Annotated in this window: 15 protein-coding genes and 1 other annotated feature; all 15 genes read right to left on the bottom strand. The window is 48.0% G+C overall.

The features are described 5' to 3' along the window. Window positions 1-79 precede the first annotated feature (79 nt). Window positions 80-2,158, bottom strand: a complete 2,079-nt coding sequence (gene fusA, locus IC21_RS04345) for an elongation factor G (RefSeq protein ID WP_017554004.1) — start codon at window positions 2,156-2,158, stop codon at window positions 80-82. Window positions 2,159-2,207: 49 nt separating this feature from the next. Then, entirely contained in the window at window positions 2,208-2,678 is a 471-nt protein-coding gene (rpsG, locus tag IC21_RS04340) for a 30S ribosomal protein S7 (RefSeq protein WP_013858074.1), read from the bottom strand. Between the two features lie 36 nt (window positions 2,679-2,714). Then, the gene (gene rpsL / locus IC21_RS04335; protein WP_014096504.1) at window positions 2,715-3,134 is read right to left on the bottom strand and encodes a 30S ribosomal protein S12; all 420 of its coding nucleotides are present in this window, start codon (window positions 3,132-3,134) and stop codon (window positions 2,715-2,717) included. 96 nt (window positions 3,135-3,230) lie between these two features. Continuing rightward, window positions 3,231-3,479 carry a 50S ribosomal protein L7ae-like protein gene (locus IC21_RS04330; protein ID WP_013858072.1) on the bottom strand — a complete coding sequence of 83 codons (249 nt, stop codon included), beginning with the start codon at window positions 3,477-3,479 and terminating at the stop codon, window positions 3,231-3,233. Between the two features lie 161 nt (window positions 3,480-3,640). Beyond that, window positions 3,641-7,234 (bottom strand): DNA-directed RNA polymerase subunit beta', encoded by a 3,594-nt coding sequence (gene rpoC / locus IC21_RS04325; RefSeq protein WP_017551224.1) that lies wholly within the window; start codon window positions 7,232-7,234, stop codon window positions 3,641-3,643. Window positions 7,235-7,366: 132 nt separating this feature from the next. After that, the gene (rpoB, locus tag IC21_RS04320; RefSeq protein ID WP_019722056.1) at window positions 7,367-10,927 is read right to left on the bottom strand and encodes a DNA-directed RNA polymerase subunit beta; all 3,561 of its coding nucleotides are present in this window, start codon (window positions 10,925-10,927) and stop codon (window positions 7,367-7,369) included. 236 nt (window positions 10,928-11,163) lie between these two features. Next, window positions 11,164-11,766, bottom strand: coding sequence for a class I SAM-dependent methyltransferase (locus IC21_RS04315; protein WP_013858069.1), 603 nt, complete (start codon window positions 11,764-11,766; stop codon window positions 11,164-11,166). Between the two features lie 88 nt (window positions 11,767-11,854). Then, window positions 11,855-12,220, bottom strand: a complete 366-nt coding sequence (gene rplL, locus IC21_RS04310) for a 50S ribosomal protein L7/L12 (protein ID WP_017551227.1) — start codon at window positions 12,218-12,220, stop codon at window positions 11,855-11,857. 47 nt (window positions 12,221-12,267) lie between these two features. Further along, complete coding sequence (gene rplJ / locus IC21_RS04305; protein WP_013858067.1) at window positions 12,268-12,768, bottom strand: 50S ribosomal protein L10; 501 nt, start codon at window positions 12,766-12,768, stop codon at window positions 12,268-12,270. 35 nt (window positions 12,769-12,803) lie between these two features. Then, window positions 12,804-12,950: a sequence feature (ribosomal protein L10 leader region), on the bottom strand. A 46-nt stretch (window positions 12,951-12,996) separates the two neighbouring features. Continuing rightward, on the bottom strand, window positions 12,997-13,698 hold the full coding sequence (rplA, locus tag IC21_RS04300; protein ID WP_017551228.1) for a 50S ribosomal protein L1: 702 nt from the start codon (window positions 13,696-13,698) through the stop codon (window positions 12,997-12,999). 107 nt (window positions 13,699-13,805) lie between these two features. Next, on the bottom strand, window positions 13,806-14,231 hold the full coding sequence (gene rplK, locus IC21_RS04295; RefSeq protein WP_014096513.1) for a 50S ribosomal protein L11: 426 nt from the start codon (window positions 14,229-14,231) through the stop codon (window positions 13,806-13,808). Window positions 14,232-14,591: 360 nt separating this feature from the next. Further along, window positions 14,592-15,125 (bottom strand): transcription termination/antitermination protein NusG, encoded by a 534-nt coding sequence (gene nusG, locus IC21_RS04290; protein WP_017551229.1) that lies wholly within the window; start codon window positions 15,123-15,125, stop codon window positions 14,592-14,594. Between the two features lie 149 nt (window positions 15,126-15,274). Then, window positions 15,275-15,460: a preprotein translocase subunit SecE gene (gene secE, locus IC21_RS04285; RefSeq protein WP_017551230.1), complete on the bottom strand. Its 186-nt coding sequence runs from the start codon at window positions 15,458-15,460 to the stop codon at window positions 15,275-15,277. Between the two features lie 35 nt (window positions 15,461-15,495). Continuing rightward, window positions 15,496-15,642 carry a 50S ribosomal protein L33 gene (gene rpmG, locus IC21_RS04280; RefSeq protein WP_017551231.1) on the bottom strand — a complete coding sequence of 49 codons (147 nt, stop codon included), beginning with the start codon at window positions 15,640-15,642 and terminating at the stop codon, window positions 15,496-15,498. A 312-nt stretch (window positions 15,643-15,954) separates the two neighbouring features. Continuing rightward, a complete protein-coding gene (gene sigH, locus IC21_RS04275) occupies window positions 15,955-16,560 on the bottom strand; it encodes an RNA polymerase sporulation sigma factor SigH (protein ID WP_050996493.1) in 606 nt (201 codons plus the stop codon). Window positions 16,561-16,889 lie beyond the last annotated feature (329 nt).

Here is a 16,889-nt window from a genome sequence, read left to right as displayed (position 1 = left end):
CTTTAAAGCTGAAAGGACAGCTTTAAAGCGCTTTGAACCAACCTAGTAAAGTTATACTTCATTGAAGGCAATAAATCAATTATTCGCCTTTATTTTTTTTGATGATCTCTTCCGCAATGGACTTCGGCACTTCTTCATAATGATCAAATGTCATCGTGAAGACACCGCGTCCTTGCGTGCTGGATCGGAGTGCTGTAGCATAACCGAACATTTCGGACAACGGAACCATGGCACGGACAACCTGGGCATTTCCGCGTGCTTCCATACCTTCCACACGGCCGCGGCGGGCTGTAACTTGTCCCATGATGTCGCCGAGATATTCTTCCGGAATGACAATTTCCACTTTCATGACAGGTTCAAGCAGGACCGGATCGCATTTGGATGCTGCATTCTTCAATGCAAGGGAGGCAGCCACTTTAAATGCCATTTCACTCGAGTCCACATCGTGGTAAGAACCGTCATACAGTTTTGCCTTAATGTCAACGAGCGGATAGCCGGCAAGTACACCGCGCTGCATGGCATCTTCAAGGCCGGACTGGATCGCCGGAATGTATTCGCGCGGAACGACACCGCCGACAATCGCATTTTCAAACTCAAAGCCTTTTCCTTCTTCGTTTGGTGAAAATTCAATCCAAACATCCCCGTATTGCCCGCGGCCGCCGGATTGGCGTACAAACTTACCTTGGACTTTTGCGGATTTGCGGAATGTTTCACGGTACGCAACTTGCGGCGCACCGATATTGGCTTCAACTTTGAATTCGCGTTTCATGCGGTCAACGATAATGTCGAGGTGAAGCTCACCCATACCTTCGATGATCGTTTGTCCCGTTTCCGGATCCGTATGGGCACGGAAAGTCGGGTCTTCTTCCTGCAGTTTTTGCAGCGCCGTCGTCATTTTATCCTGGTCGGCTTTCGATTTCGGTTCAACCGACAACTGGATAACCGGTTCCGGAAATTCCATCGATTCAAGGATGACCGGATTATTATCGTCGCAAAGCGTATCGCCTGTTGTCGTGTCTTTTAAGCCGACAGCAGCAGCAATATCGCCGGCATAAACCATGTCGATTTCTTTCCGGTGGTTTGCGTGCATCTGCAAAATACGCCCGATGCGTTCGCGTTTGTTCTTTGTCGAGTTTTTGACATAAGAACCAGCGCTTAATGTGCCTGAATAAACACGGAAGAATGTCAGTTTACCAACGAACGGGTCTGTCATGACTTTGAAGGCCAAAGCCGAGAATGGCTCATCATCGCTGGAATGCCTGAATACTTCTTCCCCTGTATCCGGAAGCGTCCCCTTGATGGAAGGAACATCCGTCGGCGCAGGCAGATAGTCAACAACCGCATCCAGCATTAATTGGACACCTTTGTTTTTAAATGCCGAGCCGCACAGTACCGGGAAGAATTCAACATTACAGGTTGCTTTGCGGATGGCAGCTTTCAGTTCTTCTTTTGAAATCTCTTCTCCGCCAAGATATTTTTCCATAATATCTTCATCAACTTCAGCAACTGCTTCAAGCAGTTTTTCATGATATTCTTCCGCCTGATCACGGTACTCATCCGGGATTTCGCGCACTTCAATTTTCGTGCCGAGATCATCGCCGTAGAAAGTTGCATTCATTTCAATAAGGTCAATGATCCCTACAAAGTTGTCTTCAGCACCGATCGGCAATTGGACCGGATGTGCATTTGCCTGCAGGCGGTCATGCAGGGTGCTGACAGAATACAAGAAATCGGCCCCGATTTTATCCATCTTATTGACAAATACAATCCGCGGTACACCGTAAGTCGTTGCCTGGCGCCAAACGGTTTCAGTCTGGGGCTCAACGCCGGACTGGGCATCGAGGACAGCAACCGCACCGTCAAGGACACGAAGGGAGCGTTCAACTTCAACGGTGAAGTCCACGTGTCCCGGGGTGTCAATGATGTTGATACGGTGGTCTTTCCATTGCGCTGTTGTAGCAGCGGAAGTAATCGTAATCCCGCGCTCCTGTTCCTGCTCCATCCAGTCCATTTGAGACGCACCTTCATGCGTTTCGCCGATTTTATGAATACGGCCGGTATAATAAAGGATACGCTCGGTTGTTGTAGTTTTACCGGCATCGATATGCGCCATGATACCGATGTTACGAGTCTTTTCTAAGGAGAACTCTCTTGGCATCTCGTACTTTCTCCTTCCTTAATAGGTGTAATGTAGGAGTATCGGAATATTACCAGCGATAATGCGCAAACGCTCTGTTTGCTTCCGCCATTTTATGCGTATCTTCGCGTTTTTTCACGGCAGCGCCTGTATTGTTGGCCGCATCCATGATTTCGTTCGCCAGCCGTTCTTCCATTGTTTTTTCTCCGCGAAGGCGGGCATAATTGACCAGCCAGCGAAGCCCTAAAGTTGTCCGGCGTTCCGGGCGCACCTCAACCGGCACCTGATAGTTTGCGCCGCCGACACGGCGAGCTCTTACTTCAAGTACAGGCATAATGTTTTTCAATGCCTGGTCAAAAACTTCCATTGGATCTTTGCCAGTGCGTTCACGGATAATATCGAAGGAAGAATACAGGATAGTCTGGGCTTTCCCTCTCTTGCCGTCGATCATCATTTTGTTGATTAAACGTGTGACCAGTTTCGAATTGTAAATCGGATCCGGTAATACGTCGCGTTTTGCGACAGGTCCTTTACGTGGCATAAATGATCCTCCTTTCAAGTATGGTTATCGTTCTTATTATTTCTTTTCTTTCGGTTTTTTCGTCCCGTATTTCGAACGGCCTTGTTTCCGGTTGTCAACACCGGCAGTGTCAAGCGCACCGCGCACGATGTGGTAACGTACACCAGGCAGGTCTTTTACACGTCCGCCACGGATTAAAACAACGCTGTGTTCCTGCAGGTTATGGCCGATCCCAGGGATATAAGCCGTTACTTCAATACCGTTTGTTAAACGGACACGGGCATATTTACGGAGCGCCGAGTTCGGTTTCTTCGGAGTCATCGTCCCCACACGGGTACATACACCGCGTTTTTGGGGTGAAGAAAGATCGGTATTGATTTTTTTGAAACTGTTATAGCCTTTATTCAGCGCAGGTGACTTGGATTTCTCGATTTTTGATTTACGAGGTTTGCGCACCAATTGGTTAATAGTAGGCATCTGTTTTTCCTCCCTTCGAACAATTTAAGTCCACACATCCAGGTGGTTCATTTAATGGCAAAAACAAATTTTTGCGGATTCTCCCGCAAAAAGTGTTTAATAAATAAGTGCAACAGCTGCAGCTCCGACTTCAATGCCGCATACTTTTCCGAGTTGTTTTTTCGACTCGGTATACGTAATCGGCACATTGAATTGTTCGGCAACGGAAATGACTTTGCCCGTAATATTCGGATCAGCATCTCTGGCAACGAGCAGTTCATCCACATTTCCGGACTTTATCGCTTTCGCTGTTTGTTTTGTCCCTACAACGATTCTTTTCGCCTGATTTACTTTTTCATAAGACATCGCAATATCCTCCAAAGTATACAGGTATTCATAGGAGCACCTTGAATATATTATCACTTTGAAAATCTAAAGTCAACAGCCCGTGTAAAAAAGGCCATGCTTTTTTTTGCTAAAAAACAGAAAAAGGTGCAGCACCGGTTTTTGCCGGTGCTGCCGCCGCATTATTCAGCCGGCACTTCTTCTTCCTTTTTCACCAGTTCAGGAACCGTTTTGCGGTAGCGGGTCATGCCCGTCCCTGCAGGAACCAGTTTCCCGATAATGACGTTTTCTTTCAAGCCGAGCAGTTCATCGCGTTTCCCCTTGATCGCCGCATCGGTTAATACGCGGGTCGTTTCCTGGAAGGAGGCTGCCGATAAGAACGAATCGGTTTCCAAGGAAGCTTTTGTAATCCCGAGCAGAACAGGGCGGCCTGTTGCAGGGCGGTTGCCTTCCTTGAGCGCCTTTTCATTCGCTTCACCGAACTGATGGATATCAAGCAATGTTCCCGGCAGGACATCCGTGTCGCCGGCATCGAGCACCCTTACTTTTCTCAGCATTTGGCGGACCATCACTTCAATGTGTTTGTCGCCAATTTCCACTCCTTGCATCCGGTAAACTTTCTGTACTTCACGAAGCAAGTATTCCTGTACGGTTGTGACATCCGTGACACGCAACAGGTCTTTCGGGTCAATGGAACCTTCCGTCAGCTCCTGCCCGCGCACGACGTGGTCATCTACCGCCACTTTCAAGCGGGAAGTATAAGGGGCCGTATAGGTGCGCGTTTCGACAGCGCCCTGAACGACAATTTCATATTGGCGGTCGCGCCCTTCGCTGATGGAAGTAACAACGCCTTCCACTTCGGAAATGACAGCCTGGCCTTTCGGGTTCCGGGCTTCAAACAATTCCTGAATACGCGGAAGACCTTGTGTGATGTCATCCCCGGCAACACCGCCTGTATGGAATGTACGCATCGTCAGCTGTGTGCCAGGTTCGCCGATTGATTGGGCGGCAATAATCCCGACTGCTTCGCCGACTTCCACTTCCTGGCCGGTGGCAAGGTTGCGGCCGTAGCATTTTTTACATACGCCATGGCGGGTATTGCAAGTGAAGGCCGAACGGATCCAGACTTTTTCATAGCCGGCATCGACAATTTCCTTCGCGATATCTTCCGTGATAAAGCCGTTTTCCTCAATGATCACTTTGCCTGTTTCAGGATGTTTGATCGTTTTTCTTGAATAACGGCCGGTTAACCGTTCTTCAAGCGATTCAATGATTTCATTGCCTTCTTTCAACGCACTGATCAAAAGCCCGCGGTCTGTGCCGCAGTCGTCTTCACGAATGATGACATCCTGCGCCACATCAACAAGCCGGCGTGTCAGATAACCCGAGTCTGCCGTCTTAAGGGCAGTATCGGCAAGGCCTTTACGGGCACCGTGCGTCGAAATAAAGTACTCTTGCACGGTTAAGCCTTCACGGAAGCTGGACTTAATCGGCAATTCAATAATCCGGCCGGCCGGGTTGGCCATCAAACCGCGCATGCCGGCAAGCTGTGTAAAGTTCGACGCGTTACCCCGGGCCCCCGAGTCACTCATCATAAAAATCGGGTTCCGTTTATCGAGCGATTCCATCAGTTTGCCCTGGATCGTGTCTTTAGCCCCGCTCCAGATCGAAATAACGCGGTCATAGCGTTCGTCTTCGGTAATTAAACCGCGGCGGAACTGTTTCATGACCGTATCGACTTTTTTCTGGGCATCCGAAAGAATTTTTTCCTTCTCGCCTAAAACGACGATATCCGCAACACCAACGGTAATCCCGGCTTTTGTCGAATAATGGAAGCCAAGATCTTTTAAGCGGTCGAGCATCTTGGATGTTTCCGTAATCTTGAACCGTTTGAACACTTCGGCAATGATGCTGCCAAGGAAGCCTTTTACAAACGGGCGGATTAACGGCTGTTCTTTAATATGCGCTTTTACGTCAATCGAAGGATCAACAAAGTATTTATCCGGCGTTTTTTCTTCAAGATTTGTTTTCGTCGGTTCATTAATATATGGGAAGCTCTCCGGCAAAATTTCATTGAAGATCACTTTCCCGACTGTGGTAATCAGCAGCTTCTTGTTTTGCTCTTCCGTGAACGTCGGGTTGTTCAGCGACCCGGCATAAATGGCAATTCTCGTATGGAAATGCACGTAGCCGTTATAATAAGCCGTGTACACTTCATTTACATCTTTGAAGACAGATCCTTCACCGACTGCATCTTCACGTTCAAGCGTTAAGTAGTAGTTGCCAAGTACCATGTCCTGGGACGGGGTAACGACCGGTTTCCCGTCTTTCGGATTCAAAATATTTTGTGCGGCAAGCATCAGCATGCGCGCTTCCGCCTGTGCCTCAGCGGATAACGGAACGTGGACCGCCATTTGGTCGCCGTCAAAGTCCGCGTTGTATGCCGTACATACGAGCGGATGAAGACGGATCGCACGGCCTTCCACAAGCGTCGGTTCAAACGCCTGGATCCCGAGCCTGTGCAAAGTAGGCGCACGGTTCAACAGGACAGGGTGTTCTTTAATGACTTCTTCAAGGACATCCCAAATTTCAGGCTGCAAACGTTCAATTTTCCGTTTTGCGCTTTTAATATTATGGGCGAGGCCCTTTTCAACCAGTTCTTTCATCACGAACGGCTTGAACAGTTCAATCGCCATTTCGCGCGGCAGGCCGCATTGGTACATTTTCAGGTTCGGGCCGACAACAATAACGGAACGGCCGGAATAGTCAACCCGCTTCCCGAGCAGGTTTTGGCGGAAACGGCCCTGTTTCCCCTTCAGCATATGGGAAAGCGATTTTAACGGGCGGTTCCCCGGGCCGGTTACCGGACGTCCGCGGCGGCCGTTGTCAATCAGAGCGTCAACGGCTTCCTGCAGCATCCGTTTTTCATTTTGGACAATGATGCTTGGTGCGCCAAGATCAAGCAGGCGTTTCAGGCGGTTGTTCCGGTTGATCACACGGCGGTACAAATCATTTAAGTCGGATGTTGCAAAGCGGCCGCCTTCCAGTTGTACCATTGGCCGCAGTTCGGGCGGAATGACCGGGAGAACATCCAGCACCATCCATTCCGGTTTATTGCCGGAATTACGGAAAGCTTCCAGTACTTCAAGGCGTTTGATGGCGCGTGTACGGCGCTGCCCCTGGGCAACTTTCAGCTCTTCTTTCAGCATTTCGCATTCCTTGTTGACATCTACATCTTGCAGCAGCTTTTTAATGGCTTCCGCGCCCATGCCTGCCTGGAATTTGTTGCCGTATTTTTCACGGTAGGCACGGTATTCTTTTTCGGAAAGAAGCTGTTTCTTTTCCAAAGAAGTGTCGCCTGCTTCCGTTACGACGTAAGATGCGAAGTAAATGACTTCTTCCAGGGCGCGCGGGGACATGTCAAGCACAAGGCCCATGCGGCTTGGAATCCCTTTGAAGTACCAAATATGCGAAACAGGGGCGGCAAGTTCAATATGCCCCATTCTTTCCCGGCGCACTTTTGATCTTGTTACTTCCACGCCGCAGCGGTCACAAACCACGCCTTTGTAACGAACGCGTTTATATTTCCCACAATGGCATTCCCAATCTTTCGTCGGCCCGAAAATCCGTTCGCAAAAAAGCCCGTCTTTTTCAGGTTTTAACGTCCGGTAGTTGATTGTTTCCGGTTTTTTTACTTCACCGTATGACCAGGATCGGATTTTATCCGGTGAAGCAAGACCGATTTTCATGTACTCAAAATTATTTACATCCAGCAAGGGGCCAGCCTCCCTTTCGTCTTTAGGTTCGTACCTTAAAACACACGCAGAAGAAACAGAAACAGAAGCCGGATTGTACGAATGCATACAATCCGGGCAAAAGCCTCTGTTTGTTCCAAGCAACATAAACGATTAGTCTTTGGATGCCCCGATTCCTTCCGGTTCTTCTTTTGTCTCGGGCGCAATATTCAGCGTATCGGCCTGATTCAGGTCATCGTCGTCTTCGAGATCGCGCATTTCAATTTCCTCGTCGTCGCCGGAAAGAATCTTCACGTCCAGTCCCAAACTTTGAAGTTCTTTGATCAGCACTTTGAACGATTCCGGGACACCCGGTTCAGGGACATTTTCCCCTTTGACGATCGCTTCATAAGTTTTCACACGGCCGACAACATCGTCCGATTTAACAGTCAGGATTTCCTGGAGCGTATAGGCTGCGCCGTAGGCTTCAAGCGCCCATACTTCCATTTCGCCAAACCTTTGGCCGCCAAACTGTGCTTTACCGCCAAGCGGCTGCTGGGTGACAAGCGAGTAAGGGCCTGTTGAGCGGGCATGCAGTTTATCATCAACCATGTGGGCGAGCTTGATCATATACATAATCCCGACTGATACACGGTTGTCGAAAGGTTCACCGGTGCGGCCGTCATAAAGGACCGTTTTTGCATCGCGCGCCATGCCGGCTTCTTCAATCGTTTCCCATACATCTTCTTCACGTGCGCCGTCAAATACAGGCGTCGCAACGTGGAGGCCGAGTTTTTTGGCTGCCATGCCGAGGTGGAGTTCAAGCACCTGCCCGATATTCATCCGTGAAGGCACGCCGAGCGGATTCAACATGATCTGGACAGGTGTCCCATCCGGGAGGAAAGGCATATCTTCTTCCGGAAGAATCCGGGAGATAACCCCTTTGTTCCCGTGGCGCCCGGCCATTTTGTCGCCCTGGTGGATTTTCCTTTTCTGTACAATATAGACACGGACAAGCTGGTTCACGCCAGGCGGAAGTTCATCCCCGGCTTCACGTGTAAACACTTTGACATCGAGCACGATACCGCCGCCGCCGTGCGGAACGCGGAGTGATGTATCCCTGACTTCGCGCGCTTTTTCACCGAAAATCGCATGGAGCAGACGTTCTTCCGCCGTTAATTCCGTAACGCCTTTCGGGGTGACCTTTCCGACAAGCAAATCGCCGTCTTTTACTTCAGCACCAATCCGGATAATCCCGCGTTCGTCAAGGTTTTTCAAAGCATCTTCCCCTACGTTCGGGATATCACGGGTCATTTCTTCCGGCCCGAGTTTTGTATCGCGTGCTTCAGATTCGTATTCTTCAATATGGATAGAAGTATACACATCTTCTTTTACAAGTTTTTCACTCATAATAATGGCATCTTCATAGTTGTAACCTTCCCATGTCATAAAGGCAACGAGCACGTTCTGGCCAAGGGCAAGTTCACCTTGGTCCATTGACTGGCCGTCCGCTAAAATTTCGCCTTTTACCACACGGTCGCCTTTTTTCACAATCGGGCGCTGGTTGATGCACATGCCATTGTTGGAACGTTTGAATTTTTGCAGGCGGTATTTGTCAAGGTCGCCCTTTACTTCCTGTCCGTCGACATCGATCACACGGCGCACCCAGATTTCCCGGGCTTCCACATGTTCAACAATGCCGTCATATTTGCAGATGAGTGCCGCGCCGGAATCCTTCGCATTGACATATTCCATCCCGGTTCCGACAATCGGCGCTTGCGGCTTCATAAGCGGAACCGCCTGGCGCTGCATGTTTGCACCCATCAGCGCACGGTTCGAGTCGTCGTTTTCAAGGAACGGAATACATGCCGTTGCAGCCGATACAACCTGCTTCGGCGAAACGTCCATATAATCAACGCGGTCTGTTTTTACAACAATGTTTTCACCGCGGAAACGCGCATATACTTCATCGTCAACGAAAAAGCCGTTTTCATCCAGCTGTGCGTTCGCCTGTGCGACGACGTAATTGTCTTCTTCATCAGCCGTTAAATAATCAATATGCTCCGTAACACGCCCTGTATCCGGATCAACCCTGCGGTAAGGCGTTTCGATAAAACCAAAACGGTTTACTTTTGCATAAGTTGATAAAGAGTTGATCAACCCGATGTTCGGGCCTTCAGGCGTTTCAATCGGGCACATGCGGCCGTAGTGGGAATAGTGCACGTCACGCACTTCCATCCCGGCGCGCTCACGGGTCAAACCGCCCGGGCCGAGCGCCGACAACCGGCGTTTATGGGTCAGTTCCGCAAGCGGGTTTGTCTGGTCCATAAACTGGGACAGCTGTGAACTGCCGAAAAACTCCTTAATGGCCGCAATGACCGGACGAATATTGATCAGCTGCTGCGGCGTGATAGTATTAATGTCCTGGATCGACATTCTTTCTCGGACAACGCGTTCCATCCGGGAAAGGCCGATGCGGAACTGGTTTTGCAGCAATTCGCCGACAGACCGTAAACGGCGGTTGCCGAGGTGGTCGATATCATCTGTATTGCCGACGCCATGCAGCAAATTAAAGAAGTAGCTGATGGAAGCCACAATATCCGCAGGTGTAATATGTTTATAGCTTTCATCGACATAAGCATTTCCGATTACATTGATGACTTTTTCGTTATCGTCAATCGGGGCATAAATTTTGATGGACTGCAATGTGATATCATCATCAACAACGCCGCCAGCCTGGCTGTACGTTTCAAACTTCAGGCCTTTTTCGAGAAAAGGCACAATTTTATCAAGCGTACGCCGGTCTAAAACGGTTCCTTCCTCCGCGATGATTTCGCCGGTTTCAGGGTCTGCGATCGATTCAGCCAGCCGTTGCCCGAACAGGCGGAATTTCAGGTGAAGCTTTTTATTCATTTTGTAACGCCCGACATTGGCCAGATCATAGCGTTTCGGGTCAAAGAAACGCGAAATCAGCAGGCTTTTTGCATTTTCAACGGTCGGGGGTTCGCCCGGACGGAGGCGTTCATATATTTCAAGAAGCGCTTTTTCCGTGCTTTCGGTATTATCTTTTTCAAGCGTATTTCTTAAGTACTCATTATCGCCGATCAGATCAATAATTTCCTGGTCGGAGCCGAAGCCGAGCGCCCTGAGGAGAACGGTAATCGGCAGTTTTCTTGTGCGGTCGATGCGGACATAAGCCACATCTTTCGCATCTGTTTCATATTCAAGCCAGGCGCCGCGGTTCGGAATTACCGTTGCGGTGTAGCCGTATTTCCCGTTTTTGTCCATTTTGCTGTTAAAATAAACACTAGGGGAACGGACAAGCTGGGATACAATAACACGTTCCGCGCCATTAATGATGAAAGTCCCCGTTTCGGTCATTAACGGGAAATCGCCCATGAATACGTCCTGGTCTTTTACTTCACCGGTTTCCTTATTGACAAGGCGCACCTTTACACGAAGCGGAGCAGCGTACGTTACGTCGCGCTCTTTGCATTCGTCGATGGAATATTTCGGTTCGCCGAGGCTGTAGTCAATAAACTCCAGCGACAGGTTTCCGGCAAAATCCTCGATCGGAGAGATGTCCTGGAACATTTCACGCAAACCTTCGTCAAGGAACCATTGGTAAGATGCGGTTTGGATTTCGATAAGGTTTGGCAGCTCTAAAATTTCTTTGATGCGCGCGTAACTTCTGCGCTGGCGGTGCCGTCCATACTGAACTAGTTGATGTGACAACTGATTCACCCCTCAAATCAAGCGTTTTGTTTGCATCTTTCGTCAAACAACAATAAAGCTAAGGCAAAAAGAAAAAGGGTTTTTTATGAAAAAACCACATATCGCATGACAATCTTATGATTTTATAAGTATTTTCCAATTCATCCAAAATATATACTTGACAAGTATAGCTTAGATTGCATAAAGAACCTTAATCTATTGGCATTTTATGATTTTAACATATATGAAATCGGGAGTCAAATTTTTTTGGCTTTAAAAACAAAATATCCTTTTTCTTTTCCAACACAATTTACCTCATCAAATATGCTTTCTAATTTTTTCCTGGCAGAAGGGGCTCCCTGCTTTTTCCGGATGACCACCCAAAGTTCGCCGTTGTTTGCGAGATATTGGTAACTTTCTTCAAAAATCCGGTGCACAATCTGCTTTCCGGCGCGGATCGGGGGATTTGTGGCAATCAAGGCAAACGGGCCGCTTTTCACATTTTCAAAAAGATTGCTTTCGTATATGGAAACATTTGAAATATGGTTCCGGGCAGCATTTTTCTTTGCCAGCTCGACCGCTCTTGTATTAATATCCGCCATATGCACATGGCGGCCGGGAAAAGATTTTGCAAGCGCGAGGCCGATCGGTCCGTAACCGCAACCCATATCAAGGACCGGCCCTTCCGTTTCGGGCATGGCCACAAGATCGAGCAAAACGCGGGAGCCGAAGTCGACTTCTTTTTTTGAAAAAACCCCTTGGTCTGTTTGAAAATGAAAGGCATGCCCTCTCAATGTAAAGGTGAAATCTATCGGTTGATGCTTTGCTTCTGGGTTTTGCGAGTAGTAATGTTCAGCCATGAAAAGTCCCACTCTTTCTTGGAGGATTCAGGAAGAAGAGATGTTGAAAAAAGCCCGCCAAATGCGGGCTTTTTCTTTAAAAAGGGCCTTACTTCACTTCTACGCCGGCTCCAACTTCTTCAAGTTTCGCTTTAATTTCTTCGGCTTCTTCTTTCGCTACGCCTTCTTTAAGCGGTTTTGGAGCATTGTCAACAAGTTCTTTTGCTTCTTTAAGGCCAAGGCCTGTGATTTCGCGGACAACTTTGATGACTTTGATTTTTTGTGCGCCGGCTTCAGTCAGCACAACATCAAATTCCGTTTTTTCTGCAGCAGCTTCCCCGCCTGCAGCGCCGCCAGCAACAGCAACCGGTGCAGCAGCGGTTACGCCGAATTCTTCTTCAATGGCTTTCACAAGATCGTTCAATTCAAGCACTGTCATTTCTTTGACAGCAGAGATGATTTCTTCTTTCGTCATTTTCATATCCTCCTACAAGATATTTTTTAAAGTATATTCCGTAAAACTTATGCGCTTTGTTCTTCTTTTTGATCTGCGACTGCTTTTGCAGCAAGAGCAAAGTTGCGGATTGGCGCCTGCAGTACGCTGAGAAGCATGGAAAGCAGGCCTTCCCGTGAAGGAAGCGTTGCGAGTGCTTTGATTTCATCAACGGTTGCAACATTGCCTTCAATGACACCTGCTTTGATTTCCAAAGCTTCGTGGTCTTTTGCGAAATCATTAAGGATTCTCGCAGGCGCAACCACGTCTTCCGTACTGAATGCGATCGCATTCGGGCCGGTCAGCGCGCTGTTCAATCCGTCCATCCCAGCTGCTTCTACAGCACGGCGCGTCATCGTGTTTTTATACACTTTAAATTCAACGCCCGCTTCGCGCAGCTGTTTACGCAGCTCAGTTACTTCAGCCACGTTTAAACCGCGGTAATCGACAACCACAACGGCTGTACTTGATTTGAATTTATCGGTGATTTCATCCACCAGTTGTTTCTTTTGTTCAATTGCACTGCCCATCTTGACACCTCCTACAGATATTCTTGATGAACATTTATACCAAAACAAAACCTCCATATCCCGAGACATGGAGGTTTCATGCATGCGGAGGCCTTAAGGCGCCCCCGGATTTATACGCATTACCTCGGCAGGAAATTAAGCCCTCCGGCACCTGCTGTCTACGGTACAAATGTTTACTTTTTAAAACCGTTCTTAATTATAGCAGCCCGCAGGCAGCATGTCAAATCATTATTTTGCTGCCACAAAAGAAGACGGGTCTACTTTGATGCCAGGCCCCATGGTCGATGTGACAGAAACATTCTTCATGTAAGTGCCTTTTGCAGCTGACGGTTTTGCTTTCATCAATGTGTCAAACAAGGTTGACAGGTTTTCAACCAACTTTTCCGATTCAAAAGAGACTTTCCCGATCGGGGCATGGACATTGCCCGCTTTGTCAACACGATATTCGACTTTACCGGCTTTAATGTCCTGGACCGCTTTTGTCACATCAAATGTTACCGTGCCGGTTTTCGGGTTCGGCATTAATCCTCTAGGCCCAAGGATGCGCCCGAGTTTACCAACTTCGCCCATCATATCCGGCGTTGCCACGATGACATCAAAATCAAACCAGCCCTGCTGGATTTTGTTGACGTAGTCAGTATCGCCGACATAATCCGCACCGGCTGCTTCCGCTTCTTTTGCTTTTTCGCCTTTTGCAAAAACAAGCACGCGCTGGGTTTTCCCTGTTCCGTTTGGAAGCACGACAGCACCGCGGATTTGCTGGTCCGCTTTTTTCGGGTCAACGCCGAGGCGGAATGCAGCTTCAACTGTTGCATCAAATTTTGTAAAACTTGTTTTTTTCACCAGTTCAATGGCTTCCTGAACCGGGTAAGCTTTGGAACGGTCAACGAGTTTCAAAGCGTCAACATATTTTTTTCCTTTTTTCGCCATTTGTATTTCCTCCTCGAATGTGGTTTTAACGGAATAACCTCCCACGAAAAAGGTTGCGAGCCAGTATCGCATCGCAACCCCGTTGGACATAACCAGTACTGCATGGATCAGTCTTCGATCGTAATCCCCATGCTGCGCGCCGTGCCTTCCACCATGCGCATTGCCGCTTCAACACTTGCCGCATTTAAGTCAGGCATTTTTGTTTCTGCGATTTCACGCACTTTGTCACGCTTCACAGTTGCCACTTTTGTACGGTTCGGCTCGCCGGAACCGGATTCAATGCCGGCTGCTTTTTTCAGCAGAACTGCAGCTGGCGGGGTTTTTGTGATGAATGTAAATGAACGGTCTTCAAATACCGTGATTTCAACAGGTATAATCAAGCCTGCCTGATCTGCAGTACGAGCGTTGAATTCTTTACAAAATCCCATAATATTGACGCCGGCCTGGCCCAGTGCAGGACCAACAGGCGGTGCAGGATTTGCTTTACCGGCAGGAATCTGCAATTTAACAATTTTTACTACTTTTTTAGCCACGAGACACACCTCCTTAAGTCCGTGATGTGGTAACAGGGGCTGAGCCCTCCCACTCATCTATTTGATTGAACCCCCCACGGCTGAAGCCGCGAGCTTCCTGCAGACACCGAAACATGCTTCGTTGTCTTCGCAGGCTATCCCCGCAAGTTCCTGCGGTTAGCCGGACAATTGGCAAGACAAAAAGGCAAGCCATATCCGAAGCCAATTCATCTCATGACCGTGTCACGAGTGTATCATAAGAATCATGTGATTGCATTGTGTCTGTTCATGCGGGTGCCCGGTTAGGCGGGCCATCCGCAAAGAACATACTGACTTATAACATATTAACATCTCAGCACATGGATTTCAAGTTTTATCCCGTTATATTTTATCAATTTGTTCAAAAACGAGTTCTACCGGTGTATCCCGCCCGAACATATTGACCATGACTTTTGCCCTACCTTTGTCGCGGTCCATTTCCACAATCTTGCCCGCAAAGTTTGCAAACGGCCCTTCTTTTACCGTAACCGTCTCGCCGATTTCAAAGTCAACATCGGCCCGTTTTTCTTCCATGCCCATCCGTTTCAAGATGGTATTAATTTCTTTAGGCAAAAGCGGCGTCGGCTTGGAACCGCCTCCCGACGACCCGACAAAACCGGTGACGCCCGGCGTGTTCCGGACGACATACCAGGAATCATCCGTCATCACCATCTCCACCAGGACATAGCCCGGGAAAACTTTTCGTTTCACCACTTTTTTCTTCTCATTCTTCATTTCAAGTTCTTCTTCTTCCGGCACTACTACCCGGAAAATTTTATCCTGCATCCCCATCGATTCTACGCGCTTTTCCAAATTGGTTTTGACTTTATTTTCATAGCCTGAATACGTATGGACAACATACCAGTTTTTTTCCATCTAATAGGACTTGATGTCCGTCCCTCCCTGTTGGTCTTTTGATTTTTTGGGCAAATGAAAAAACCCGCTAATCGGGTTTGAGTCGTTGCTTATGATACTCCCATTATACCATGTTTTATCATTGGATATTCAAGTGTAAAATGATCATTTTACAATGAGTTTTCAGCCCACCGGATCACTGCGGAAATGCCGAGATCGATGACAATAAAGAACAATGTCAGGAAAGCAACCGTTACAAGGACTGTAATCGTGTATTTGACCAGCTCTTTGCGCCCCGGCCAGCTGACTTTTCGCATTTCGGAAGCTACATTACGAAAAAATTTTGTGATGGACATGTATTTAAGACCTCCAAGTAAGCTCATGTTCGTTGTTATTTTGTGCCGCGGTGGATGGTGTGTTCGTTGCAGTGCTTGCAAAACTTCTTTAATTCCATTCTTTCAGCCTTTCCGTTGCCCGTTGTGGTCGTGTAATTGCGCGAACCGCAAACCGAACAGGCAAGTACCATTTTTTTCTGCATCTCATCACCAGCTGTCTTATGGTCTTACGGCGTTAACGGAACCTGCCGCTGTAAAGAACCTCTCCCGGAAAACCGGGAGAGTCTTTTGGGCGCCGCCGGTTCCGTACCGGTATCGTATCAAAACATAAAATCCTACAAATCAACATAACACGGCAGAAAGCTTGTGTCAATCAGTAGCAGAAGAAGGGATGTGCCGGGTTTTTCCCGAAAGCATTGAATACCAGGCATTGAAAGATAGCTTTTTGTACGCCTTAATGCCGCACTTGCATCCGGGAAAAACGGCCTGGCGGAAATACGGCTTACAACACCTTTTCAGTATGTCAGCTCCCTCCTTTCCAACAGGCGCTCCAGCTTCTTTTTGACGCGTTGTAAAGCGTTATCAATTGATTTTACATGGCGGTTCAATTCTTCTGAAATTTCCTGGTAGGACTGCCCGTCCAGGTAAAGGGCGAGCACTTTTCTTTCCAGATCGCTTAACAGCTCGGATATTTTTACTTCTATACGGACATATTTTTCGCGGATTAAAATCAATTCTTCAGGATTGGAAATTTTCGCGCCGGTGATGACATCCATCAACGTACGGTCGGATTCTTCATCATAAATTGGCTTGTCCAGGGAAATGTAAGAATTAAGCGGTATGTGCTTTTGGCGGGTGGCAGTCTTAATTGCGGTAATCATTTGCCGGTTGATGCATAATTCAGCAAAAGCCCTGAAAGACGTGAGCTTGTCCTCTCTGTAGTCGCGTATGGCCTTATACAGACCGATCATGCCTTCCTGGATAATATCCTCGCGGTCGGCCCCGATGATAAAGTAAGAACGCGCTTTTGCCCTGACAAAGTTTCTGTATTTTTGGATCAAGTAATCCAGCGCTTCGCTTTCGCCGTTGTGTATCCGTTCAACCAACTCTTCGTCCTGCATCGTGCCATATCTTTCTTCATATGCTGCCTCAATGTTCAGGTTCACCTGTATCCCCCCAAGAGCATTCGATAAAAGCTATTATACAGTACAGAATTTTCAATCGTCAACCGCTCATCTTTTCCCCCTGCGTAATTTTTCGAAAATTTCCATGACCTCCTGGCTTAACGGTATTCTTGTTGCCGGCTTTTCCTCTTGAATTGATTTTACATTTCTTTTAATCTTTTGTTCAATCACTTCCACGTATGTGTCAAGTTTTTCTCGACAAGGTTTAAATATCGGGTATTCCAAGACACTCTTTTTGTACACTTTCGGCTACCGTGCTTCACTTG

The organism is Heyndrickxia coagulans DSM 1 = ATCC 7050 (assembly GCF_000290615.1).
In the GTDB taxonomy this organism is placed as follows: domain Bacteria; phylum Bacillota; class Bacilli; order Bacillales; family Bacillaceae_C; genus Weizmannia; species Weizmannia coagulans.
This window is presented reverse-complemented; position numbering and strand designations above follow the sequence as displayed.

Excerpts from the sequence above, each read along its gene's own strand:
- fusA (WP_017554004.1), bottom strand. The coding sequence starts at position 2,158 with ATGCCAAGAGAGTTCTCCTTAGAAAAGACTCGTAACATCGGTATCATG.
- rpsG (WP_013858074.1), bottom strand. The coding sequence starts at position 2,678 with ATGCCACGTAAAGGACCTGTCGCAAAACGCGACGTATTACCGGATCCG.
- rpsL (WP_014096504.1), bottom strand. The coding sequence starts at position 3,134 with ATGCCTACTATTAACCAATTGGTGCGCAAACCTCGTAAATCAAAAATC.
- IC21_RS04330 (WP_013858072.1), bottom strand. The coding sequence starts at position 3,479 with ATGTCTTATGAAAAAGTAAATCAGGCGAAAAGAATCGTTGTAGGGACA.
- IC21_RS04315 (WP_013858069.1), bottom strand. The coding sequence starts at position 11,766 with ATGGCTGAACATTACTACTCGCAAAACCCAGAAGCAAAGCATCAACCG.
- rplL (WP_017551227.1), bottom strand. The coding sequence starts at position 12,220 with ATGACGAAAGAAGAAATCATCTCTGCTGTCAAAGAAATGACAGTGCTT.
- rplJ (WP_013858067.1), bottom strand. The coding sequence starts at position 12,768 with ATGGGCAGTGCAATTGAACAAAAGAAACAACTGGTGGATGAAATCACC.
- rplA (WP_017551228.1), bottom strand. The coding sequence starts at position 13,698 with ATGGCGAAAAAAGGAAAAAAATATGTTGACGCTTTGAAACTCGTTGAC.
- nusG (WP_017551229.1), bottom strand. The coding sequence starts at position 15,125 with ATGGAAAAAAACTGGTATGTTGTCCATACGTATTCAGGCTATGAAAAT.
- secE (WP_017551230.1), bottom strand. The coding sequence starts at position 15,460 with ATGTCCATCACAAAATTTTTTCGTAATGTAGCTTCCGAAATGCGAAAA.
- rpmG (WP_017551231.1), bottom strand. The coding sequence starts at position 15,642 with ATGCAGAAAAAAATGGTACTTGCCTGTTCGGTTTGCGGTTCGCGCAAT.
- sigH (WP_050996493.1), bottom strand. The coding sequence starts at position 16,560 with ATGCAGGACGAAGAGTTGGTTGAACGGATACACAACGGCGAAAGCGAA.